The organism is Mesorhizobium sp. 2RAF45 (assembly GCF_052115225.1).
GTDB lineage: Bacteria > Pseudomonadota > Alphaproteobacteria > Rhizobiales > Rhizobiaceae > Mesorhizobium > Mesorhizobium jarvisii.
This window is the reverse complement of record NZ_JBFRGG010000005.1, coordinates 237,474-259,109: the sequence shown is the minus strand read 5'-3', so window position 1 is coordinate 259,109 and position 21,636 is coordinate 237,474. Positions and strand designations below refer to the sequence as shown.

The window sequence follows — 21,636 nt, the reverse complement described above, 5'->3', positions numbered from 1 at the left end:
TTGTTCCGATCGGCACAGTGTCGCAAACGCCGCTAGCGCACGCGATTGGGGCAGAGCGCTTTGAACTGGTCCAGCGTCACATCGTATGACGAGGCGCCGGAGCCATCGAGCACCACATTGTCATCGATCGATGTGATCAGGTAATCCGTGGTCACCTCACTGCCCTTGTTGCGGCCCTGGAACAGCATGTTGGCGCCATAGAAGGTGGTGAATTTACCGGTCTTGCAGTTGGCCGTGATTTCGAAGTGCAGCGGCGACTTCATTTCCGCGTCAATGCACTCCTTGGAGAAATCGTGGCCATATTCGCGGCAGTAGACGCCGGCCTTCTGCCTGTTGTGCTTGGCCAGGATGCTGGCCTGCTCGGAGCCGATGCCCGACCTTTTGACGATGGTGAGTTCCATTCCCACCTTGTTGCCGTAGTAGATGGTCCTGGCTTCGGCAGAGGTGGCCAGCAGCAGGGCGGGAAGCACGAGCAGAAGACGTCGCATGAAAAATCCTCCCTTTGGCCGGGAGGATTTCACGCACGCGATCGCACGGTCAAGGCCTCAACGCACAACCGCCGCCGATGGGCATGTCATCGGCGGCGGCGCTACGCAGTTTCTGGACTGGCCTTACTGATTGATCTCCGGCTCGACCAGCTTTGCCAGGTTCCGCAGCGACTCCTGCCAGCCGAGATAGCAGGCCTCGACCGGGATGACGTCGGGAATGCCGGCCTGGGTGATGTCGATCTCGGTGCCGACCGAGACTTTTTTCAGGATCACCGTCACCTGGATCTCGCCGGGCAAATTGGGATCGTCGAACCTGTCGGTGTAGCGCAGGCGCTCGCCCGGGACGAGTTCGAGATATTCGCCGCCGAAGGCATGGCTGCCGCCCGTGGTGAAGTTGCGGAACGACATCTTGAACGTGCCGCCGACCTTGGCCTCGAGATGATCGACCGTGCAGGTGAAGCCGTTCGGCGGAAGCCATTTCGCCAGCGCGTCGGCTTCGACGAAGGCGCGATAGACCTTTTGCGGGTTGGTGGTGAGAACGCGGTGCAAACGTACGGTACCGGGCATATCGTGTCCTTTCATGATGCCAGTTCGATGTCCCAAGGACGAACGGGGCTTGACCGATCCGACACGGGCTCGCAAATTTTTCGAGAACCCGGCCACGGGCCTGTCACGAAGGCGTAGGGCAAAACAGGTCGATTTGGGACTCGATTTTACGGTGGCTGGACCAATCGTCGCAAACGACGAACCCGATAGCCATTATGAGGAGAGTGTTTATAACGGTCGCTGAAATCGCGATATCCAAGGGGAGACGATGCGCTACATACGTCCGCTTTCAATCGAAGATGCCGTCGGCCAATTGGCCGGATCGGCTGGCACGGCAGCCATTCTGGCCGGAGGCAGCGACCTCCTGGTGAGGATGAAGGGGGGCTTCGTCGAGCCCGACCTGATCGTCGACATCAAGTCGATCGCCGGCTTGAGCGACATCCGCGAAACCGCCGACGGCTTCAGCATCGGTGCTGCCGTTCCCTGCGCCGTGCTGGGCGAGAATGCCGCCCTGAAGAAATCATGGCCGGGCGTCGTCGAGGCGGCCAAGCTGATCGGCTCGAAGCAGGTGCAGGGTCGCTGCACCATCACCGGCAATCTGTGCAACGCCTCGCCGGCGGCGGACAGCGTGCCGGCATTGGTGGCCGCGGGCGCCAAGGCGGTGATCGCCGGACCCTCGGGCAAGCGCACCATTGCCGTTGAGGCCGTGCCGACCGCGCCGGGCAAGACCTCGCTCGCCAAGGGCGAGATCATCGAGGCGATCCTGCTCGACAAGCGCTCGCCGCGCTCGGGCGATGCCTATCTGCGCTTCATTCCGCGCACCGAGATGGACATCGCCGTGGTCAGCGCCGGGGTGAACCTGACGATCGACGAGCATGGCGTCGTCACAGCCGCCCGCGTGGCGCTGGGCGCGGCGGCACCGACGGTGCTGCTGGTCGAAGAGGCCGCCGAGGCGCTCATCGGCAGGAAGCTGGACGAGGCAGCGCTGGAGCGGCTGGCCAAAGTCTGCGCCGGCGCCTGCCGCCCCATCGACGACAAGCGCGGTACCATCGAATTCAGACGGAAAGTCGCGGGTGTGCTGGCCAGACGTGCCGCAACGACCGCCTACGCACGTGCAGGAGGCAAATAATGGCTGGCATTGCAGTCTCGACGACAATCAACGGCGACAATATCGAATATCTCTGCCAGCCTGACGAGACGCTGCTCGACGTGCTGCGCGACCGGCTCGGCCTGACCGGCGCCAAGGAAGGCTGCGGCACCGGCGATTGCGGCGCCTGCAGCGTCATCCTCGACGACCGGCTGGTCTGCTCATGCCTGGTGCTTGGCGCCGAGGCCGAAGGCCGGCGCATCGAGACCGTCGAAGGCATGGCGCATGGCGACCAGCTGCATACGCTGCAGCAGAAATTCCTCGAGCACGCGGCGCTGCAATGCGGCATCTGCACGCCTGGTTTTTTGATCGCGGCGAAGGATCTGCTGGCGAAAAACCCCGACCCGACCGAGGAGGAAATCCGCTTCGGTCTCGCCGGGAACCTCTGCCGCTGCACCGGCTATGACAAGATCGTGCGCGCCGTCCAGGACGCCGCAATTGTGATGAAGGGAGCCTGAAGATGAATTTCGATCCGCGTTTTTCCGGGCGTAAATTCGCATCCGTCGGCACGCGCCCCATCCGCCCCGACGGCGTCGACAAGGTGACGGGCCGCGCCCGCTATGGCGCCGACTTCAACATGGCCGGCCAGCTGGTCGGGCGCGTGCTGCGCAGCCCGCATGCGCATGCGAAAATCCTCAAGATCGACATTTCGAAGGCGGAAAAGCTGAACGGCGTGAAGGCGGTGATCACGGCGAAAGACCTGCCCGACCTCACCGATGGCGATGCCGCCATGTACGACATCCTCGACAACTGCATGGCGCGCACCAAGGCGCTCTATGACGGCCATGCGGTGGCCGCCGTCGCGGCGATAGATGCCCGCACGGCAAGGCAGGCGCTGAAGCTGATCGAGGTCGAGTACGAGATCCTGCCGCATGTCACCGATGTCGACGAGGCGATGCAGCATCATGCGCCGCTGATCAACGACACGATCTTCACCGAGGGGCTGGAGGAAAAGCCGGTAAAGCCCTCCAACGTCACCAAGCGCAGCCAGTTCGGCCACGGCGACGTCCATCAGGGTTTCGGCCATGCCGATTTCATCGTCGAGCGCTCCTTCAAGACCGAGCAGACGCACCAGGGCTATATCGAGCCGCATGCCTGCGTGGCGAGCGTCTCGTCCGACGGCACCGCCGACCTCTGGGTCTGCACGCAGGGCCATTTCGTCTATCGCCAGCATTGCGCCCAGCTGCTCGGCATGGAAGCCTCGAAGCTGCGCGTCACCTCCTCCGAGATCGGCGGCGGCTTCGGCGGCAAGACCCATGTCTGGGCCGAGCCGGTGGCGCTTGCCCTGTCGCGCAAGGCAGGCCGGCCGGTGAAGCTTGTCATGACCCGCGACGAGGTCTTTCGCGCCTCGGGTCCGACCAGCGCCACCTCGATCGACGTCAAGATCGGCGCCCGCAAGGACGGCACCATCACCGCCGCCGAAGCGACGCTGCGCTACAGCGCCGGCCCCTATGCCGGCTCCTGGGCCGAGATCGGCGCCATGACGGCGTTCGCCTGCTACAAGCTCGATAGCGTCAAGACGGTGGGCTACGAAGTGCTGGTCAACCGGCCCAAGACCGCGGCCTATCGTGCGCCCTCCGCACCCATGGCGGCCTTCGCGGTGGAAAGCGCGGTCGACGAGCTCGCCAAGGAGCTCGGCATGGATCCGGTCGACTTCCGCATCAAGAACGCCGCGCAGGAAGGCACGCGCTCGTCCTACGGCCCGGTCTACGGCCCGATCGGCATCGGCCCGACGCTGGAAGCGGTGAAGCACCATCCGCACATGAAGGCGCCGCTCAAGAAGAACCAGGGCAGGGGCATGGCCTGCGGCTTCTGGTTCAATTTCGGCGGCCAGACCTGCGTGGACCTCAACATCGGCATGGACGGCTCGGTGTCGCTCGCCGTCGGCACGGTGGACGTGGGCGGCTCGCGCGCGTCGCTGTCGCTGGTGGCGGCGGAGGAGCTCGGCATCGACTATGCCCAGCTCAAGGCGGTGGTCGCCGACACGTCTTCGCTCGGTTACAACGACATGACCGACGGCAGCCGCGGCACCTTCTCGTCCTCCATGGCGACCATCTCGGCCGCCCGCAACGCGATAAAAATCCTGCGCGAGCGTGCCGCGCAGATGTGGGACATTTCCGTCGACGACGTGGTCTGGGAACAGGGCCACGCTGTCGCCAAGGGCGAGAAGCACGGCAATCTCGGCAAGCTGTCGCTGAAGGAGATCGCGGCCGAATCCGGCAAGACCGGCGGGCCGATCGCCGGCCACAGCGAGCTCGTCGCCGACGGCGCCGGCGTCTCCTTCGCCACCCATATATGCGACATCGAGGTCGACCCCGAGACCGGCTCGACCCGGGTGATCCGCTACACGGTGGTGCAGGATGCCGGCAAGGCGGTGCACCCGACCTATGTCGAGGGCCAGTACCAGGGCGGTGCCGCGCAAGGCATCGGCTGGGCGCTCAACGAGGAGTATATTTACGGCAAGGACGGAAGGCTGCAGAACGCCGGCTTCCTCGACTACCGCATCCCGGTGTGCTCCGACCTGCCGATGATCGACACGCAGATCCTGGAAATCCCCAACCCCAACCACCCCTATGGCGTGCGCGGCGTCGGCGAAACCTCGATCGTGCCGCCGCTGGCGGCGATCGCCAACGCGGTGTCGAACGCCGCCGGCGTGCGCATGACCCACATCCCGATGTCGCCGCCACGCATCCTGGCGGCCATCGAGGCGGAACGGGGAGGTTAAATCTGGTCGAAGTCACCCTCTGGGGCGCGCTCGGCCAGCTCGCCGGCGGCAAGAGCAAGGTCGAGGTCGAGGCCAAGGACATCAGGGAACTGTTCAGGAAACTGGCTGAACAGTATCCCGGGTTTGAACCGTGGATCGATCGCGGCATTGCGGTGGCGATCGATGGGACGATCTATCGCGATACGTGGTCGAAGAAGCTGCCGCCGGGGGCGGAGATTTTTTTGCTGCCGAGGTTGGCTGGGGGGTGAGGGGGCGCGGCTCGCTGACATCGCTTGGCATTTGAACGTCTTGTCAGGGGCCGCTAGCAGACTGGCAGCTTCAGGCTGCGAATTTTCGTGAGCGGACATTAATGGGCGGCGTGGGCATCGTCAGGATCTGACCGGATTCGGACGTTCGCTCCATGACGGTCTACGGACTGAAACCAGCCTTTCGGATTCCATATCGTCGGGTGGGAAGGTCATTCATCGCGCCAATATGGGTGGGAACAGCTGAATTGGCGCGAGCCAACCAGACGGCGTTTGGCCCCCGATATCGTTCCGTAGACCTGCGGATCATTCGTGGTCATGTCGGGTACGACAGTGTAACCCTGATCGACAAGCTGCAGTTTCAGCTCCGCCAGGTGGCGGCTGAATCCGATTTCGATATAGCTGCGCGGATACCGCCATCCGTTCCTGCATGCTCGCACGAGGATGTCGGAATACAGTTCAGCGCTAGCAGCTTTCACCGCTTCTTCGGAGATCAGTTTGCCGTTAGTTTGGGTGCCTTCGGACAAGCATGGCCTCGCCGACACCGACAGCACCAGTACTGCGGTCAAGACAGACAACTTTGTCATGGAGGACTCCGTGTTCTGAAATCGACCAAGGCCTGCCAAGCGACCTCATCCTGCCGACCTGCGGAGGCTAGGATGCTGACCCGTCGGATGGAATCGTGCAAATGCAGTATTTTCGATGTCGCATCTGTAGTATTTTCACCCTGACGTAAGGTCATCGGGTTCTGGCCGCAGGTCGGCAGCGGAAGGAAATTGGAACGATGCTTCGCGCCGTAGGCAATCCTCTCGCCGGCTTGTCGGATCGGGAGTTGGTGGTCGCGGCAAAGTTCGCGGAGGGAATGACCTATCGCGAAATCGGTGAAACGCTGTTCATAGCGCCGACCACGGTCCGGACCCATCTCTCGGCCGTTTATCGGAAGCTCGATGTTCGCAGCAAAGTGACGCTTGCTGCGTTCCTTGCCGATCACCGCCAGCAGGACCTCAGCCAGGCACTACCCGGAAGCCTTTCGACTGACGAGTCAGGCCCACCAGTCGTCGGGGTTCTCCCGTTCGACAATCTAAGTGGAGAAGAACGCTGGACCCGTATCGCCGATGGTTTGTCGGCGGACCTCATAGTTGATCTCGCCCGTTACCGCGACCTTGCGGTGATCGCCTGTCAGACAATGCTTTCCTACAAGGGAAGGCATGTTGACGTGCGAGACCTCGGACGAGAGTTGAATGCGGACTATGTGATCGAGGGAAGTTTTCAAGTGGACGGGCAGATGGTGCGCATCCGCGTCCAACTCGTCGACGCCCACACAGGGGTCGATGTCTGGACCGTGCGTTACGATCGGTCCGCGAACAACCTGTTTGCGATGCTGGACAGCGTGACCGAGAACGTCATCAATGTCCTTGCAACTTGTCACGGTCAGCTCGCAAATCTGCGACGCGATGCGGCTCGGCGGAAGCCACCAGCAAGTTTGCAGGCTTATGATTGCTACCTGCTTGGGCTCGAGCAGAAACACCTTTTCACCCGTGAGTCGAACAAGGAGGCGATACGACTGCTGGCGCGCGCAATCGAACTCGATCCGGGTCTTGCAAGAGCCTGGACCGCGTTGGCACTTGCGCATGCTGTGGACGCCATCAACGGGTTTACCGACGACGTTTCCGGCTCGATCGAGAGCTGGAGCAAATGTGTCAAGCAAGCGCTGGCGCTCGATCCGGCCGATATCTACGCCCGCATAATGCTTGCTGATCTTCGCGCATTGCAGGGCGATATCGAAGCTGCCGTCGAAGAGCATGACCGAGTGTTGGCGGCGGCTCCGAATGACGCTGACTCACTTGCCTTTCTTGCAGGTAGCCTTGCTCTTGTTGGAAGCGATCCGAAGCGGGGCTACGAATTGGCCAAGCGAGCGGTCCGGCTAAATCCTTATGTTCCCTGGTATTATGGAATGCTTGCGCGATGCAGCTACGTTCTTGGCCTTCACCGGGAATCGCTGGTCGCGTTACGTCAATCTGCGCCAGACTCACCCGCCACACTTCTATTTCTGGCAATGGCTCATGCAATGCTCAATGAAACGCGTCAGGTCGCCAGGATCAATGCGCGATTAAAGGACGAATTCCCGACCTTCACGGCTGAGGTGTTCATCAGCACCTATCCGGTTACCAATCCTGTCGCCATTGCTGCGATCAGAGAAGGCGCCCGTCGCGCTGGTTTGGCGTAGCTTCATTCCTGGTCAACACTGGACGCGTGATAGCTCGCTCGGGCCTAGATCCAACATTTGTTGCCTCAAGTCGAATGTCCGCTGATGGCGCGGCTACTACCGACAGCATGGCCATCCACGACGTCTGCTTCTGGGCGGAGACGAGTTCACCTTTAAGACCGACTTGAGGCGCATTGCCGTCCGGCAGCTTTTGGCGGCAAGAGGGCCATCCGGCTCCTGCATTGGAGGCACGGGAGGGAAACTCGACCCTTGGTGGACATTCCCCCAAAGCCCGCCGTCGAATGTTGAAGCTTTATCTTCGCCCATGGTCTATCCGTAGCCATCACCATCCCACACGGAGTTACTCCCCATTGAGCGTAGCCTTTGCCAAGGAGGAAAGTGCGGAGGCGGCGTCCGAAACCATCCTGCCGGCTCGCCCTATTTCCGATCGGATTAACCTCGTCACCGAGGCGGGTCTCAAGATGCTGCATGATGAATTGGCTCGCGCCCGGCAGGTGCTGGAGGCGGCCAGCGCGCTGGAGGATGCCAATGAGAGGCGGCGGCAGTCGGCGGTTCCGGTTCGCGATGTCACCTATTATGCCGAACGCGTGCGTACGGCTCAGCTCATGCCGGTGCCGACGTCTCATGACGTGATCACCTTCGGGCACACCGTTACCTTCGCGCGCGATGATGGCCGCACCCAGACCTTCCGCATCGTCGGTGAGGATGAGGCCAACCCGGCGCAAGCTTCCATCTCGCATGGTTCGCCGGTCGCGATCGCGCTGATCGGCAAAAGCGTTGGCGATGTTGCCCAGCTCGGGCAGCGCGAACTCGAGATCCTATCCATTTCCTAGCAGACCACCCCCGCCGCCTGCGCCCGCATAAACGCCAGCCCCGCCACCGCCAAATCCCCCACGGCCATCCCCCGGAACACGAACGCCGTGGCCTCGCCCGGTCCCTCCCGCCCCGCAAAGTCGCCGCAGACCAGGCCCGTCAGGTCGCCGGCGACGAGCGCTGCGTCGACCATGGGTTTGGGCATCTGCTTCTCCTGCTCCAGATCGTCGACGACGATGCGGTCGAGGCGGCGCATCGTTGCCGGCAGCCAGGGCAAAGCGAGGTCGGTGATGGCGGTGAAGCTTCCCGGTTTCAGCCAGTTGGCGTCGAGGAACGGTTCGGGTTCGGGCACCAGGGTCACCGTCGACACCACCATGTCGGCGCCCTCCACCGCGGCCCTTGCCGTGTCGCAGGGGATTGCTTCCAGGCCCCGCGACCGCGCCATTTCGCAAAGCGCGTCGCGATTGCTTTTGCCGCGGCCGAAGGCGCGGATTTCGCGCAGCGGAAAGAGGTCGGCGAACGCTTCGAGGTGGCCGCGCGCTTGCACCCCGCAGCCGATGAAGGCGATGGACGACGCATCGTGCCTTGCCATGCGCCTGGCGGCGACGGCGCTGAGGCCCGCCGTGCGCTTGGCCGTCACCCAATTGCCGTCGACCAGGGCCAGCGGCAGGCCCGTCTCGGCGTCGAGCAGGGTGATCAGCGAGTTGATCGTGGCCAGTCCGCGCGCGGCGTTGCGCGGGTTCACCACCAGCGACTTGGTGGCCAGAACCGGCGGCACGGTGGCGACGCCGAGCGTGGCCATGAAGTAGCGGTCGTCGCCCGGCCACACGGCGGCCTTCGGCGCGCACCAGACTTCGCCCCGCCGCTGGCCGACGATCTGGCGTTCGATCTCGTCGACGATTTCAGGCGTGGAGATCGCCAGGCGATCGAGAACCGCCGACGACAGATAGGGCAGGGTTTCGGCTGTGTTCATCGTGTCATGTCCCCCGAGGAGACCGTCAGACTACACGATGTGCGCGGGGCCGAAAGCCTCGCGCCGCGAGCGGTGTTGCGGCACGCGAGGTCAGGCCGCGCCGCTCAGGCGTCTTGCGGCGGGGTCGAACAGCGCTTCCGCCGCCAGCGTCTGGCTGGAATAGGCCGCTTCGTAGGCAAGCGCCTCGGGCGCGGGGAGGGCGGGCGAGAAGAGAAAGCCTTGCGCGACCATGCAGTCGAGCGAGCGCAGGATCAGGCGGTCGGCGTCCGTCTCGACCCCCTCGGCCATGACCTCTATGCCCAGCGTGCGGCCGAGATCGATGACCGTCTTGACCAGCGCCTGGTCCTCGACGGACTTGGCCAGGTCGCGCACGAAATGCTTGTCGATCTTGATCTTGCTGATGCGGCTGTCCTTCAGCGCCACCAGGGTCGAAAAGCCGGTGCCGAAATCGTCGAGCACGATCGAGATGCCGGCGTCGGCGAGGCGGCCGATCTTTTCGTCGACCCGTTCGCGGTCGACCGGCGCTTCCTCGGTGATCTCGATCTCCAGCATCGCCGTCGGCAGGTTCCTCGCCTTCAGCATGTCCAGGATCATGTCGTCGACACTGCCGGCCTCGAGCTCGCGCGGCGACAGGTTCATGGCGACCCGCACATCGCCGCGGCCGTTCTTCACCAGGGCCTCGATCATGGCGCAGCAATTGCGGGACACCATTTCCGTCAGCAGCGGCAGCAGGCCGGTCTCGCGCGCCGCGTTGACGATCTCGGGCGGCGCGATCGCGCCATGGAGCGGGTGCTGCCAGCGCAGCAGCGCCTCGAAACCGACCACCGCGTTGGTGTCCAGGCGCACCAGCGGCTGGAACCATGAGCTGAGCGCGCCGGCCTCGGCGGCGCCGCGCAGGTCGCGCTCGATGCAGTGCTTGCGCTCCAGCGCCTGGTCGAGCCCGGCATCGAAGAGACAGTATTCGTTCCTGCCCTTGCGCTTGGCGGCATAGAGCGCGAAATCGGCTCGCAGCAGCATTTCCGTCAGCCGCGGTTTTTCCGAGACGTAGATGCCGATCGAGGCGCCGACGCGCACGGAGTTCAACTGCGGATCCGGTTGCGCGATGGCCGCGATGAGGGAGGAGGCGAGCGCGCCGGCCGATTGCCGGGATGTCGCGGCGGAGAACAAGAGCACGAACTCGTCGCCGCCGATGCGCGCGATCGTCGCGCCTTGCGGCGCATGGTCCTCGATCCTGCGTGCGACCTTGACCAGCAGATCGTCGCCGATGTTGTGGCCATAGGTGTCGTTGACGGATTTGAAGCCGTCGAGGTCGATCAGCATGGTCACGAACGGGCCGTCGGAAGGCCCGAGCTCACGGATCGCCTGCTCGAGCCCGTACCGGTTGAGCAAGTTCGTCAGCGGGTCGCGCCTGGAATTGCGGTCCATCTCGGCGGCTAATTCCGTCGCCTCGTATTTGAGGCGGCTGGCCTCGCGGAAGCTGGCCTGCCCGATCAGCGCGCTCCTGACCATTCCGCAGAGGAAAAGCACGATGGTGAAAGCCAGCACATAATTCTCGATGCCGCCCTTGGCCGCCACGCATCCGGCGGCGACCAGGAGCGGCATTGTCATGAAATTGATCGGCGCCGGCGCGTATGAGGCCGAGTAGGTGACCGCGCCCGCCGACAGCCCCGAGAGCACGATCAGATAGAGCGGCGCCTGGGCCGTGGTGTATCCGTCCGCCAGCAAGGCCAGGAAAGACCAGGCTATTCCCGACAGCAGGGCCAATGCGCCGTAGAGGGACAGCCAGGCGCCGACCCGCCTAGGGTCACCGTCGGAAATGTTCGGCCGGGAGACGGCAAGCACCAGGCGCGCGCCGTTGATGATGCTGACCGTCGCGAACCACAGCACCGCGTCAAGGCCGCCATGCGAAAGCAACTGCACGAGAAGGACCAGCGCCGACAGCACCGTGCCCACAGGCATGGAAATGAAGATTCCTTTCCTCAGATCAGCGAACTGATCGCGGAGGATCCCCGTTGCCACGGCTTCGCTCTGCCCCTTGGGAGGGGGGCCAGCAAACAAGCGCTCGAAATGCCTTGCCATGGCATCGTGGTTAGGACAGCGGAATGAAAATCGTGTTAAGGATTTCAGCGGTTTACGGCTTGCCTTGCAAATAAAGGCAGACGCCGTTCCTCGGCCGAGGTTCGCAATGCCCCCCTCGGTAGCGCTGGGTCATGCGGTCGTTTTCCGGCACCGGCTGGTGGCGGATCAGGCCTTCCAGCGCGCCGACCTCGCGGCCCCTGCGCTCGAGCGCCTATCGAGAGCCATGTTCCCGGCCGCGCAAACGACCCCGGGCAGCGGACCTTGCTTAAACCCTTGTTCTTGGGCTGAATGGCGGAACGCAGCCACGCTGCGAGGGAGGGTATCGAGATGACCCAAGACAGTCCAAGACCACTTGCCGAGATCGCCAGCTATCATGCTCATATCTATTTCGACGGGCCGGCCGAACGGCAGCATGCCGAATGGCTGCGTCTGCGCATCGGCGAGCGTTTCCGCGTGCGCCTGGGCAATTGGCACGATGGGAAAGTCGGCCCGCATGAGCAGGCCATGTACCAGGTCTCCTTCGCCAACGAGATTTTCGGCGCGCTGGTTCCGTGGCTGATGCTGAACCATGGCGGCCTGAGCATCCTCATCCACCCGAATACGCAGAACCCCAAGCGCGACCATCTGGTGGATCCGGTCTGGATCGGCCGGCCGCTGGGGGTGCATGGCGAGGTGCTTCCGGACGAGCATGAGGCGGAAGAGGCGCTGGAGCCGAACACCGAGCCGACGCTGCCGGCGTAAGGCTTGGCCAGCTATCCGTCGCACGGGATCGGGCGTTCGCAAAAAGCCGACAAGTAAGGCGCTGTGCCTAACCGAGGAGCCCCTGGATGGTGGCCGCCACGGCTTGCGGCGCGTACGGCTTGGGCAGGAAGACGCCGCCGCTCGGCATGGCGTCCCGGGTCGGCTGTTGCTTGCCTGAGGTGATGATGATCTTGACCGGCGGCCAGCGGTCGCGCACCGCGGCGGACAAGCGCAGGCCGTCCATGGAGCCGGGCATGTCGATGTCGGTGAACAGGATGGCGATGTCCTGACGGCTTTCCAGTATTTGGATCGCCTGGTCGGCATTGCTCGCCTCCAGCACGCCAAACCCCGCCTCGCGCAGCTCGTCGGCGATGGCGAACAGCAGAAAGGCTTCGTCTTCGACGACGAGGACGGTGACAGGCGTCTGAATGGTCATGGCATGCCTTATGTAGTCAGTACGGTGCTGTCGGCAATTGGGGTGCAGGTGCGTTCAGCACGCATTCGACGCCGTCGCGGTGGTAGTCGATCTTGACCGATCCGCCGAAGTCGGTGCCGAAGACGCGCTCGATCAGGAACCGGCCGAAACCGCGCCGGCTCGGCGGCGTCACCGGCGGCCCGCCGCTTTCGCGCCAGCGCCAGATGAGCCTGATGCCGCCCGAACTCTCGTGCGATGGCTGCAGCGACCATTCGATGACCACCTTGCCTTGCGGGGTCGACAGCGCGCCATATTTCAGCGCGTTGGTGGCCAGCTCGTTGACGGCGAGCGCCAGCGTCAGCGCCATCTTCGGGTTGATCGGCAGGGCCGGGCCGGAAATCGAGATCTGTTCGAGCGGGAAGGTGGCGATGGTGTTGTCGACCACTTCGCGGATCGAGGCGCTGGTCCAGCGGGTCTTGTTCAGTATGTCATGGGCATTGGCCAGTGCGCGCAAACGCTCGTTGAACGTCGCGCTCGCGGTGGCGATATCGGTGTTGCGCAGCGTCTGCGAGGCGATGGCCGCGACCATCGCCAGTATGTTCTTGATGCGATGTTCGAGCTCGTGGGTCAGCAGCTCCTGCCGCGCCTGCGCCTCGCGCCGGTCGGTGACGTCCTGCATGACGCCGAACATCTTGACCGGCTTGCCGGTCTCGTCATGGACGAAATCGATGTGGCGCGACAGCCAGCGCAATTCGCCCGTGTCGGGACGCCGGATGCGGTATTCCACGGCGGGCACGGCGGTGCCTTCTTCTCGCGTACGCGGGTTGGAGCGGACATCCTTGTCCTCCGGAATGACGATGTCTTCCAGCACCGAGATGTGCACGCTGTCGCGCGGCGACAGTCCCCAGAGACCCCAGAAGCCCTCGGAGCCGACCACGGTTCCGCTGGCGATGTCGAGTTCGAGGGCCGCGATGCCGGCGGCATTCTGCGACAGCTGCAAGCGGCGCTCGCTCTGCAGCAGGGCCTGTGCCGCCTGCTTCTGGTCGTCGATATCGGTGTTGGTGCCGATCCAGCGCAGTATGGCGCCATCGGCATCGCGGATCGGGACGGCGCGGGCAATGAACCAGCGATAGATGCCGTCATGCCGACGCAGCCGGAACTCGGTTTCGTAGAAGGTGCCGGCGGCCAGCACGTGCTGCCACTTTTCACCGGCCGCGACGATGTCGTCGGGGTGCACGATGTCGGCCCAGTCATGACCGTCGAGCTCGCCCGGTGTTGCACCGGAATAATCGTAGACGCGCGGGTTGAACCAGTCGAGCAGCCCCTCCGGCGTCGCCGTCCAGACGTGATTGGGCATCGCCTCGGCGAAGGTACGGAACTGGGTCTCGCTCTGGCGCAGCGCCTGTTCGGCAAGCAGCCAGTCGGTGACGTCGACACCTTGCACGAAGATGCCGAAAACCTCGCCAGCGGGATTGCGCACCGGCTGATAGACGAGGTCGATGAAGCGGTCTTCGATCGCCGCACCCGGCGTGCGCTGCAACTCGGCCCTCAGCGCGTGGCCGACGAATGCCTCGCCGGAGTTGAAAACCTGGTCGAGCAGTTCGAAGAAGCCTTGGCCTTCGACCTCGGGCAAGGCCTGGCGGATCGGCAGGCCGATGATGTCGCGGTGGCCGACGAGCTGCATATAGGCGGCATTGGTCAGTTCGACGACATGCTGCGGGCCAGACAGCATGGCCATGAAGCCCGGCGCCTGTTCGAACATCTGGCGCTGGCGGTCGCGCTCTCCGGCGCGCCAGCGGTCGGCGGCAACCTTGGCGGTGGTCTCGATGACGATGGCAACGACGCCGGCCGGTTCGCCGCTTTCGTCGAGCACCGGCGAATAGTCGAGATCGAGCCAGACCTGTTCGGGTCTACCGGTGCGGTTGAGCGTCAGCACCTGCTCGCGATAGGCCAGCGTGTCACCGCCCAGGCACACCTTCATGATGTTGTCGTTGAAGTCGGCGACTTCGGGCCAGCCTTCGCGCACTTTCGAGCCGAGCAATTGCGGATGGCGGCCGCCGGCGAATTCCGAATAGCCGTCATTGTAGATCATGACGCCATCCTCACCCCACAGCATGACGATCGGCACCCTGGAGCGCAGGATCAGCGAGACCGCCGTCTTCAGGCTCTGCGGCCAGACCTCGATCGGTCCGATCGAGGTCTGAGCCCAGTCGAAAGCCGCGATCAGCCGGCCGAGCTCTCCGCCGCCGGCGAGGAAGGCATGATGACGATCTCCTATCGCGTGTGTACTGGTCGCTGGCATGGCGTCTCGTGGATCGGTCGGCGTTTATTCGGGTTCAGTCGGGTCGTCGGTAGGATTTCGGGCATCGCCGTCAACGATTGCCCGCCATCGGTCGTCACACCCACGTGACTTCGCGCCACCGGCGCGCCGCCGAACTGTCTCGCGTTCAATGAGATTGTGACCATGCATGCCCCGACCTGCAAAACCCGGGACGGGGCCGATCGGTTCCCGACGCGCGGAAATTTCCTTGGAATACAGGGCCTCGCCGCGCAATGGTCGGCGATTCTACCGAATTTCTTTGCAACCCGTTAATTTGGCCATGCTGTCAATAAGCGTTTGCTAATGCATGCCGGCCGGGACCGCGTAGCGGTTTGGGATAACGGCATGCGCGAAACTGATTGGTTTGGCGCGGGGTACGCAATGACCAAGAATCTCGGCAACGCACGTTATGTGCCGCCCAAGGACATGAAGGTTTCCTTCTTCGGCAAGGTGGCCCCAGCGCTGTTTCCGCTCGTCGCGGCGGCGCTGGGATACATGATCGGGCGACAGTTCTTCGGCCTGTAGGTTCCGATCGCTCGGCCGAAATATCAGCCACTGATTTCGGCTGCCGCGTCCTCGGCATTGGCATCGGCCCGCTTGACGCGTTCGCTGGCCAGCAGCACGACCGGGCAGGCGACCGCGGCGAGCACGGCTGTCGCCGTGTCGCCGAAGAACAGCTCTTCGCCCGGCCGTTGGGTGACACCCATGACCACCATCGCGGCTCCCTTGGCCACCTCCCTGGCGATCGCCCTGTCCGCCGTGGCTCGCGTGCGGATCGCGGTGTCGACGGCAACGCCGTAGCGGTCCGCGAGATCGGCGACATCCTTGAGCACGGCTTCCTCCCGCCGGTGCGAGACCGTGCCCGGCCCGCTGCCTTGCCTGGCTTGCGAGACATAGAGCACCTTGACGCGGGCCCGGTGCGGCCGCGCCAGCGCCAGCGCGAAATCGGCGGCGCGGCGCGCGACTTCGGTGCCGTTGACGGGGACCAGTATCGTCGTTCCGGCGCGCAGCGCCGACATCTTTCCATTGGCCTTGGCGCCGTTCAGCACCAGGCAGAGCGGGCCGTCGAAACCACTGCTGATGTCCTTCAGCGCGCCGCTGAAGGTGCCTTTGTCGGTCAGCGTGTTCTCCAGTCCGACCAGCAGAAGCCCATAGCCCTTGCGGGCTTCCGCGGCGATTGTCTCGGCGCTGGCTTGAAGCTCGGTGCGGGCGGTGAGATGGACCTTGTCGACAAGCGTGTCCTCGGCCTTGCTGACGGCCCTCGCACTCCTGGCCGCGCCTTTCTTGACCTCCCTCGACGCCTGCTCCGAACCCTTGTCGCCGACCTGCCCGGCGAGCTCGCCGTCCTGAAGATGAAGCAGTGTGGTCGGCATGCCGCTGCCGCCGCCGACCAGGCCTGCGAGATAGGCGGTGAACTTGCCGACCGGGCTGTCGTCGACCAGCAGTAGCAGGCGCTCCAGCCTGGAGACGAAGCCGCGCTCGTCGAGCAGTTCGCGCTCGACGCGCTGCTTCTCGGCATGGCCGACCGGCAGGCGGCCGAGCGCCCAGCGCAGCATGGGCGGCATGGCGAGCGTGGTGATGACGGCCATGGTGACGATCATCGTGAACAGATTGTGGGACAGGATGTTCATCGACAGGCCGATGCTGGCGACGATGACCTCGGTCGAGCCGCGGGCGTTCATGGCGCTGCCGACGGCGGTGGCTTCCTTCAGCGACATGCCGGCCAGCCGGCCGCCGAGGAAGGCGCCGCCGAACTTGCCGATGCTGGCGATGGCGACCAGTGCCACCGTCAGCAATGCCAGCGTCGGATCGGTGAGCACGGTGAGGTCGGCGGACAGGCCGGCCATGCCGAAAAACACCGGCATGAACAGCGCGGTGATGACGCCGCGCAGCTGGCTCTCGATGTGGTCGGACAGGATCGGCGATTCCCCGACCAGTATGCCGGCGACGAAGGCGCCGAGCACCGTGTGGACGCCGATCAGGTTGGTGATCAGCGCCATCACGCCCATGATGATGAGGATGACCGTGATGACGGCATGTTCGCTGCGGAAAGAGTCGTTGCTCCAGCGGATCAGCGTGAAGACAAGCCGGCGGCCGACGGTGAAGGAGAACACCATGAACAGCGCCACCGAGACCACGGTGGTGATGAGCGGCACGACCTGCAGGCTGCCATGGGTGGCTATGCCGAAGGTGATCGCGATGACCAGCCAGCCGATCGTGTCCTCGATGATGGCCGAGGAGATGATGACCTGGCCGAGATTGCGGCGCATGAAGTTCATCTCGCGCACCACCATGGCGACGATCTTGACCGAGGAGATCGACAGCGCCGTGCCGAGGAACAGTCCCGCGACGACGCGCTGCCGCGGGTCGGGCAGCAACGAGTCCGGCAGGAAATGCGCCAGCGCGAAGCCGAAGGCGAAAGGCACGACGACGCCGGTGATCGAGATCGAAAAACAGGCCGCCCCGACGCGGCGCACCAGGCGCAGATCCGTCTCCATGCCGGTCAGCAGGAGCAGCAGCAGGATGCCGAGCTGGGACACCGCATCGATCATGCCCTTCTGCGCCGGATCGCTGGAGAAGATCAGGTGCTGGGCGTCGGGCCATATCCAGCCGAACAGCGAGGGGCCGAGCAGAATGCCGCCGATCAGCTGACCCATGATCGCCGGCTGGCCGTAGCGCTGGAAGATTTCGCCGAGGCCGCGGCCGACCAGCAGGAGAAGCACGATCTCCGCGACGAACAGGCCCTCGGCCGAGCCGCCCATGCCCGAGGCATGTCCGGGCGGCTGGGCGGCGAAAGCGCGGCTTGCCGGTGCCAGGGCAAGGGTAGCCAGCACGAGGGTGGCCGCGAGACGGCCTGACGTCGTTGCCGGTTGCCGGTTCATGGGTTCCCTCAAGCGTCGCGGCGGACTGACCATGACAACGCATGGTCGGCCTTTGCGTTGCAGCCGCCCGTTGCCGCATTTGGAAGTATCGAGGTCAGACGTGGACATCACCGAAGGTGAGCTCGCCGTCGCCGCCGGACGCGAAAAGGACGATGGCGAACAGCCAGGCATAGAATGCAGCCACGCCGACCACGATCACCACGCCAGGAATGGGGCCAAGGGCGGCGCTGTCGACGGCATAGCGGAGCGAGCCGACGAAGCCGGTCCCGGCACCCCCGACCTGAAGGCTGGGCGTCGATATTTTCAGCACCCATGCCAAGAGCAGGATCAGGAAGAGGTAGATGTAATTGCGGCGCAGGCGCCGCGCCAAGGCGGCGCGTTGCGACAGCAGGAATTTCGGCGCGCGCAGGCCTTCGCCGACGATGAGCAGCCAATCCGAGGCGAAGTCGGGTTGCGGGGAGAAGATCTGCGCGAAATAGTGACGCTCGAACTGGCGCACGCGGGCGCGGTAGAAGTCGAAGAAGCGGTAGCGGCGCGCCTCGATCCACAAAAGCAGCAGGATCAGCAGCATGGCGAACAACAAGACGCCATGATGGGCGCTGGCCGTCGACAGTGAGACCGAGAGCATCGCTGCCACCACGGTGATCGCCCAGTTCGTGGTCCTGTCGAGCCGATCGCGCCAGCCCGCCATGCGCGCGATTTCGGCGCGATGGAAATGCGACAGCGTGTTCACGCGCTCCGTCGATGAAAGGACGGGACCCGCGGGCGTCGCCGACGCATCGTTCATGGCATCCTCCGGCAAGGACTAAAACAGTTTGCCGGCAACATTGTTCCCTTGGGTCACCTGGCGTGATTGTAAGAACGCCCGGTCATTCCGGCCCGCCGATCCAGTCGACCAGCAGGGCGGCGGCGCCAAAGACTGCGCTGATGGCGCACACGCAAGTCCAGCCGCCCCAAGTCCAGGCAACTCCGGCCAGCAAGGAGCCGATGGCGCCGCCGATGAAGAAGATGCCGACGAACAGGCCGTTGAGCCGGCCACGTGCCTCGGGCTGAAGCAGATTGACGGCACGGCGGCCGAGCGTCTGGTCGCCGGTGACGCCGATGTCAAGCAGCACGGCGCTGATGCCCATCAGCGCCAGCGATTGCCATGACGCTTCGGACTGAGAGGCGCCGGCCCAGGCGGCGAGTGCCATCGCGCCGATCAGCACGAGGTGACAGACGATGGTGGCGGATCGCGTCCAGCCATGGTCGCCGGCGCGGCCGAACAAAGGCGTGACCACGGCGCCGCCGGCGCCGACGAGCGCGAAGAGGGCAATGCCGCGCTGGCCAAGGCCGAAGGGCGGCTGTGCGAGGCGCAAGGCGACCGCCGTCCAGAACAGGCTGAACGCCGCCATCACCAGCGCCGCGGTCAGTGCGCGCCGCCGCAGCACCGGCTCGTCGCGCAGCAGCCCGAACAGTGAGGCAATCAGCGCGCCATAGGTCGATTTCGCCTCCGGACGCCGCTGCGGCAAGGTGAAGGCGAGCACGCCGGCGAGCAAGACGAGCGCGGTAGCATTGAGGCCGTAGAAGGCGCGCCAACCCCACGCGTCGGCGACGAGGCTGGCCAGCGGCCGCGCCAGCAGGATGCCGATCATCAGCCCGCTCATCACATCGCCGATGACCCGGCCGGCCTCGCCGGGCGGCGCCATCGAGGCGGCGATCGGCACCAGGATCTGGATCGCCGAGCAGGCAGCGCCGAGGATAAACAGGACGACCAGCAGCGAGGCTATGGTCGGCGCGAAGGCGGCGACGCCGGCCGCAAGGGCGGCCGCGGCCAGCATGCGCAGGATCAGGGCGCGGTTTTCGGCGAGGTCTGCCATCGGCACCAGGAAGAAGAGGCCGGCGGCATAGCCGAGCAGCGTGGCCATGGCGACAAGGCCGACGCTGGCGGCGCTGGCACCGAGCGACCGGCCGATCAGCCCGACCAGCGTCTGCGGCGCGAACAGATTGGTGACGATGATGCCGGTGGAGGCGGCGAAGAGCAGCGTCTGCGGGCCGGTGATGGTGCCGGCGGGCAGCCGCTCGCACAGCTGGCCATCATTGGTATCAGGCATGGAGTCCTCAGGAAGTTGCATATTATGGGAGGACTTTATGCCGAAGCATTATCATGCTACAATTCAATCAATTTGATAATGATTATGCGAGATGTGCATGAACATCCATGACCTCGAAGCCTTCATCGCCGTGGTGGAAACCGGCTCGATCGTCGGCGCCTCGGCTAGGCTCAACCTGACGCAGCCGGGCGTCACGCGCCGCATCCAGAATCTCGAGGATGGGCTGGCGACAGCGCTGCTCGACCGCCAGTCGAAGCCGCTGAAGCCGACGGCGTCAGGGCGCGAGGCCTATGAGCATGGAAGGCGCGTGCTGCGCTCGCTGGAGGATCTCAGGGCGGGCGTGTCGCCGCAAGGCGAGGTCAAGGGCGAGTTCCGCCTGGGCGTCATGCCCTATCTCTCCGACGCGGCACTTGCGCTGCCGCTCGACACTTTGCGCGCCGCCTTTCCGCAACTGACGCTGCGCATCACCTCGGGCTGGTCGCCAAGGCTGGTGGAGCAGGTGGCGCGCAGCGAACTCGACGCCGTGGCGGTGTGCCTTGCCGAAGGCCTGGCGCCGCCGGACGAGCTGGTCTGCGACGATCTCGGCGCGCAATCGGTGTTGCTGGTCGCATCCCCCAGCCTCGGCGTGCCGAAGCCGGCGAATCTCGCCGACCTGTCGCGCTTTGCCTGGGTGATGAACGAAAACGGCTGCGGGTTTCGTGCCTTCATCCGTCAGAGTTTCGAGGCGGCCAGACTGCCGTTCCAGGTCGGGGTAGAGGCGCTCAGCGTCGACCTCAGAATGTCGCTGGTGGCACGCGGCCATGGCATCGGCATCGTCACGCCCGGCGCCTTTGCCGACAGCCGCTGGCGCGATAAGGTGGAGGTCATCGACTGCCCCGACTTCAAACCGCAAGTGCGCGCCTGGCTGCTGCACCGCCCACCGGCGGGACGGCTCGCCCGTCCGATCGCGCTGTTTCGAGATGCGCTGATCGACGGGCTGAAGGTGCCGATGCCGCTGGTGTCGTAGGGAGGCTGACGACCAACTGGATGTGCACCTTCTACCAGTCGCAATGACGGTCGACATCGCCGACGATCACTTTGCATTACCAGGTCTTGACCCCTCCGCAACGAACCCCAGATCGACCATGCCGCCGCCAGATGAGCCGGTGCAGACGCGGGCGTCAGCTCCATGGGCGGCGGTCTTGTGACCGTTGAACTCGGGCATCATGTGCCGGAGGCGATGACATTGCGGGAGACCCGCGACCGGGCGAGGGCGTTCCCAAAGGTTGAGCGGATCGGACCAGAAGCAGAGCCAAAAAAGCAGCACAGATGGGGCGGGGAGCGATGCCGGCTTCAGACGGCGCGTTGTCCTCCGGAGCATGGCAGCCACAGCATACAAACGTGCCAGAAACAGGATCAAGAAGGAGAAAGTGCAATGACCATTCGTGATCTCATGCCGTGGAGCCGCGACACCAGCCAGTCTCCGACCCTCTTTCGCGAAGGCGATCGGGACCCGTTCATGGGCCTGCATCGCGAGATGAGCCGCCTGGTCGACGACATGTTCCGCGGCTTCGAGTCGCGGCTTCCGTCCATGGGCAGGTTCTCTTTGGCCGGCACCGGTTGGCCCAGCGTGGAAATCTCCGAAACGGACAAGGAGATCCGCGTGACAGCCGAGATACCCGGCATGGAGGAGAAGGACATCGAGGTGTTGCTCGATGACGGCGTCCTGACGTTGCGCGGCGAAAAACACTCCGAGACCGACGACAAGGAGCGTCAGTTCACCGAGCGGTTCTATGGCCGCTTCGAACGTCGCATCCCGATCGGCTTCGAAGTCGCGGAGGACAAGGTCGCCGCCGACTTCCGCAACGGCGTACTGTCCGTGAGCTTGCCGAAGTCCGAGAAGGCGCAGAGCAAGGCAAAGCGCATCCCCATCGGCGGCAAGAGCACCAAGCACTAGAACAGA

Annotated in this window: 20 protein-coding genes; 10 read left to right on the top strand and 10 right to left on the bottom strand. The window is 64.5% G+C overall.

Going from position 1 to position 21,636, the window contains the following annotated elements; genetic code table 11:
• Positions 1 to 32: 32 nt before the first annotated feature.
• Both AB4Z43_RS16975 and AB4Z43_RS16970 read right to left on the bottom strand, forming a co-directional pair.
• The gene (locus AB4Z43_RS16975; protein ID WP_202362042.1) at positions 33 to 488 is read right to left on the bottom strand and encodes a hypothetical protein; all 456 of its coding nucleotides are present in this window, start codon (positions 486 to 488) and stop codon (positions 33 to 35) included.
• Positions 489 to 611: 123 nt separating this feature from the next.
• Positions 612 to 1,055: an SRPBCC family protein gene (locus AB4Z43_RS16970; protein WP_441938503.1), complete on the bottom strand. Its 444-nt coding sequence runs from the start codon at positions 1,053 to 1,055 to the stop codon at positions 612 to 614.
• 247 nt (positions 1,056 to 1,302) lie between these two features.
• On the opposite strand from AB4Z43_RS16970, the gene AB4Z43_RS16965 reads away from it, so the two are divergent.
• Genes AB4Z43_RS16965 through AB4Z43_RS16950 form a run of 4 tightly spaced genes read left to right on the top strand, consistent with a single transcriptional unit; the run spans position 1,303 to position 5,154 of the window.
• The gene (locus AB4Z43_RS16965) at positions 1,303 to 2,163 is read left to right on the top strand and encodes an FAD binding domain-containing protein (RefSeq protein WP_441938501.1); all 861 of its coding nucleotides are present in this window, start codon (positions 1,303 to 1,305) and stop codon (positions 2,161 to 2,163) included.
• Positions 2,163 to 2,639 carry a (2Fe-2S)-binding protein gene (locus AB4Z43_RS16960; RefSeq protein WP_064985961.1) on the top strand — a complete coding sequence of 159 codons (477 nt, stop codon included), beginning with the start codon at positions 2,163 to 2,165 and terminating at the stop codon, positions 2,637 to 2,639. The genes AB4Z43_RS16965 and AB4Z43_RS16960 overlap by 1 nt, the downstream gene beginning before the upstream one ends.
• A gap of 2 nt (positions 2,640 to 2,641) precedes the next feature.
• A complete protein-coding gene (locus tag AB4Z43_RS16955) occupies positions 2,642 to 4,906 on the top strand; it encodes a xanthine dehydrogenase family protein molybdopterin-binding subunit (protein ID WP_441938499.1) in 2,265 nt (754 codons plus the stop codon).
• 2 nt (positions 4,907 to 4,908) lie between these two features.
• Positions 4,909 to 5,154, top strand: a complete 246-nt coding sequence (locus AB4Z43_RS16950) for a MoaD/ThiS family protein (protein WP_038648544.1) — start codon at positions 4,909 to 4,911, stop codon at positions 5,152 to 5,154.
• Between the two features lie 209 nt (positions 5,155 to 5,363).
• Here AB4Z43_RS16950 and AB4Z43_RS16945 read toward each other — a convergent pair whose 3' ends face one another.
• Positions 5,364 to 5,738 (bottom strand): hypothetical protein, encoded by a 375-nt coding sequence (locus AB4Z43_RS16945; RefSeq protein ID WP_441938497.1) that lies wholly within the window; start codon positions 5,736 to 5,738, stop codon positions 5,364 to 5,366.
• Positions 5,739 to 5,935: 197 nt separating this feature from the next.
• On the opposite strand from AB4Z43_RS16945, the gene AB4Z43_RS16940 reads away from it, so the two are divergent.
• Both AB4Z43_RS16940 and greA read left to right on the top strand, forming a co-directional pair.
• Entirely contained in the window at positions 5,936 to 7,378 is a 1,443-nt protein-coding gene (locus AB4Z43_RS16940; RefSeq protein ID WP_441938495.1) for a LuxR C-terminal-related transcriptional regulator, read from the top strand.
• A gap of 350 nt (positions 7,379 to 7,728) precedes the next feature.
• Positions 7,729 to 8,211 (top strand): transcription elongation factor GreA, encoded by a 483-nt coding sequence (greA, locus tag AB4Z43_RS16935; protein ID WP_441938493.1) that lies wholly within the window; start codon positions 7,729 to 7,731, stop codon positions 8,209 to 8,211.
• On the opposite strand, the gene AB4Z43_RS16930 is transcribed toward greA, so the two are convergent.
• Together AB4Z43_RS16930 and AB4Z43_RS16925 are read right to left on the bottom strand one after the other, a co-directional pair.
• Positions 8,208 to 9,164, bottom strand: coding sequence for an ornithine cyclodeaminase family protein (locus tag AB4Z43_RS16930; protein ID WP_441938491.1), 957 nt, complete (start codon positions 9,162 to 9,164; stop codon positions 8,208 to 8,210). The two genes, greA and AB4Z43_RS16930, sit on opposite strands and share 4 nt — an antisense overlap.
• A gap of 90 nt (positions 9,165 to 9,254) precedes the next feature.
• Entirely contained in the window at positions 9,255 to 11,123 is a 1,869-nt protein-coding gene (locus tag AB4Z43_RS16925; RefSeq protein ID WP_441938489.1) for a putative bifunctional diguanylate cyclase/phosphodiesterase, read from the bottom strand.
• 447 nt (positions 11,124 to 11,570) lie between these two features.
• Between AB4Z43_RS16925 and AB4Z43_RS16920 the strand changes: the two genes are divergently transcribed.
• On the top strand, positions 11,571 to 11,984 hold the full coding sequence (locus tag AB4Z43_RS16920; protein ID WP_441938487.1) for a DOPA 4,5-dioxygenase family protein: 414 nt from the start codon (positions 11,571 to 11,573) through the stop codon (positions 11,982 to 11,984).
• A 67-nt stretch (positions 11,985 to 12,051) separates the two neighbouring features.
• On the opposite strand, the gene AB4Z43_RS16915 is transcribed toward AB4Z43_RS16920, so the two are convergent.
• Together AB4Z43_RS16915 and AB4Z43_RS16910 are read right to left on the bottom strand one after the other, a co-directional pair.
• Positions 12,052 to 12,420, bottom strand: a complete 369-nt coding sequence (locus AB4Z43_RS16915; protein ID WP_019859689.1) for a response regulator — start codon at positions 12,418 to 12,420, stop codon at positions 12,052 to 12,054.
• A 16-nt stretch (positions 12,421 to 12,436) separates the two neighbouring features.
• Positions 12,437 to 14,701 carry a PAS domain S-box protein gene (locus tag AB4Z43_RS16910; protein WP_441938485.1) on the bottom strand — a complete coding sequence of 755 codons (2,265 nt, stop codon included), beginning with the start codon at positions 14,699 to 14,701 and terminating at the stop codon, positions 12,437 to 12,439.
• A gap of 363 nt (positions 14,702 to 15,064) precedes the next feature.
• Between AB4Z43_RS16910 and AB4Z43_RS16905 the strand changes: the two genes are divergently transcribed.
• The gene (locus AB4Z43_RS16905; protein ID WP_141700962.1) at positions 15,065 to 15,244 is read left to right on the top strand and encodes a hypothetical protein; all 180 of its coding nucleotides are present in this window, start codon (positions 15,065 to 15,067) and stop codon (positions 15,242 to 15,244) included.
• Positions 15,245 to 15,267: 23 nt separating this feature from the next.
• On the opposite strand, the gene AB4Z43_RS16900 is transcribed toward AB4Z43_RS16905, so the two are convergent.
• The 3 genes from AB4Z43_RS16900 to AB4Z43_RS16890 all read right to left on the bottom strand — a co-directional run bounded on the left by AB4Z43_RS16900 (position 15,268) and on the right by AB4Z43_RS16890 (position 19,694).
• Positions 15,268 to 17,481 (bottom strand): cation:proton antiporter domain-containing protein, encoded by a 2,214-nt coding sequence (locus tag AB4Z43_RS16900; RefSeq protein WP_441938615.1) that lies wholly within the window; start codon positions 17,479 to 17,481, stop codon positions 15,268 to 15,270.
• 214 nt (positions 17,482 to 17,695) lie between these two features.
• The gene (locus AB4Z43_RS16895; protein ID WP_441938482.1) at positions 17,696 to 18,388 is read right to left on the bottom strand and encodes a DUF2270 domain-containing protein; all 693 of its coding nucleotides are present in this window, start codon (positions 18,386 to 18,388) and stop codon (positions 17,696 to 17,698) included.
• Positions 18,389 to 18,470: 82 nt separating this feature from the next.
• Positions 18,471 to 19,694 (bottom strand): MFS transporter, encoded by a 1,224-nt coding sequence (locus AB4Z43_RS16890; RefSeq protein ID WP_441938481.1) that lies wholly within the window; start codon positions 19,692 to 19,694, stop codon positions 18,471 to 18,473.
• A 97-nt stretch (positions 19,695 to 19,791) separates the two neighbouring features.
• On the opposite strand from AB4Z43_RS16890, the gene AB4Z43_RS16885 reads away from it, so the two are divergent.
• Positions 19,792 to 20,700: a LysR family transcriptional regulator gene (locus tag AB4Z43_RS16885; RefSeq protein ID WP_202379868.1), complete on the top strand. Its 909-nt coding sequence runs from the start codon at positions 19,792 to 19,794 to the stop codon at positions 20,698 to 20,700.
• Between the two features lie 408 nt (positions 20,701 to 21,108).
• Positions 21,109 to 21,630 (top strand): Hsp20/alpha crystallin family protein, encoded by a 522-nt coding sequence (locus tag AB4Z43_RS16880; RefSeq protein WP_019859684.1) that lies wholly within the window; start codon positions 21,109 to 21,111, stop codon positions 21,628 to 21,630.
• Positions 21,631 to 21,636: the final 6 nt, after the last annotated feature.

Coding starts and splice junctions, on each gene's coding strand:
- AB4Z43_RS16975 (WP_202362042.1), bottom strand. CDS start 488: ATGCGACGTCTTCTGCTCGTGCTTCCCGCCCTGCTGCTGGCCACCTCT.
- AB4Z43_RS16970 (WP_441938503.1), bottom strand. CDS start 1,055: ATGCCCGGTACCGTACGTTTGCACCGCGTTCTCACCACCAACCCGCAA.
- AB4Z43_RS16965 (WP_441938501.1), top strand. CDS start 1,303: ATGCGCTACATACGTCCGCTTTCAATCGAAGATGCCGTCGGCCAATTG.
- AB4Z43_RS16960 (WP_064985961.1), top strand. CDS start 2,163: ATGGCTGGCATTGCAGTCTCGACGACAATCAACGGCGACAATATCGAA.
- AB4Z43_RS16955 (WP_441938499.1), top strand. CDS start 2,642: ATGAATTTCGATCCGCGTTTTTCCGGGCGTAAATTCGCATCCGTCGGC.
- AB4Z43_RS16945 (WP_441938497.1), bottom strand. CDS start 5,738: ATGACAAAGTTGTCTGTCTTGACCGCAGTACTGGTGCTGTCGGTGTCG.
- AB4Z43_RS16940 (WP_441938495.1), top strand. CDS start 5,936: ATGCTTCGCGCCGTAGGCAATCCTCTCGCCGGCTTGTCGGATCGGGAG.
- AB4Z43_RS16930 (WP_441938491.1), bottom strand. CDS start 9,164: ATGAACACAGCCGAAACCCTGCCCTATCTGTCGTCGGCGGTTCTCGAT.
- AB4Z43_RS16925 (WP_441938489.1), bottom strand. CDS start 11,123: ATGCCTGTGGGCACGGTGCTGTCGGCGCTGGTCCTTCTCGTGCAGTTG.
- AB4Z43_RS16920 (WP_441938487.1), top strand. CDS start 11,571: ATGACCCAAGACAGTCCAAGACCACTTGCCGAGATCGCCAGCTATCAT.
- AB4Z43_RS16915 (WP_019859689.1), bottom strand. CDS start 12,420: ATGACCATTCAGACGCCTGTCACCGTCCTCGTCGTCGAAGACGAAGCC.
- AB4Z43_RS16910 (WP_441938485.1), bottom strand. CDS start 14,701: ATGCCAGCGACCAGTACACACGCGATAGGAGATCGTCATCATGCCTTC.
- AB4Z43_RS16905 (WP_141700962.1), top strand. CDS start 15,065: ATGCGCGAAACTGATTGGTTTGGCGCGGGGTACGCAATGACCAAGAAT.
- AB4Z43_RS16900 (WP_441938615.1), bottom strand. CDS start 17,481: ATGGGCGGCTCGGCCGAGGGCCTGTTCGTCGCGGAGATCGTGCTTCTC.
- AB4Z43_RS16895 (WP_441938482.1), bottom strand. CDS start 18,388: ATGAACGATGCGTCGGCGACGCCCGCGGGTCCCGTCCTTTCATCGACG.
- AB4Z43_RS16890 (WP_441938481.1), bottom strand. CDS start 19,694: ATGCCTGATACCAATGATGGCCAGCTGTGCGAGCGGCTGCCCGCCGGC.
- AB4Z43_RS16885 (WP_202379868.1), top strand. CDS start 19,792: ATGAACATCCATGACCTCGAAGCCTTCATCGCCGTGGTGGAAACCGGC.
- AB4Z43_RS16880 (WP_019859684.1), top strand. CDS start 21,109: ATGACCATTCGTGATCTCATGCCGTGGAGCCGCGACACCAGCCAGTCT.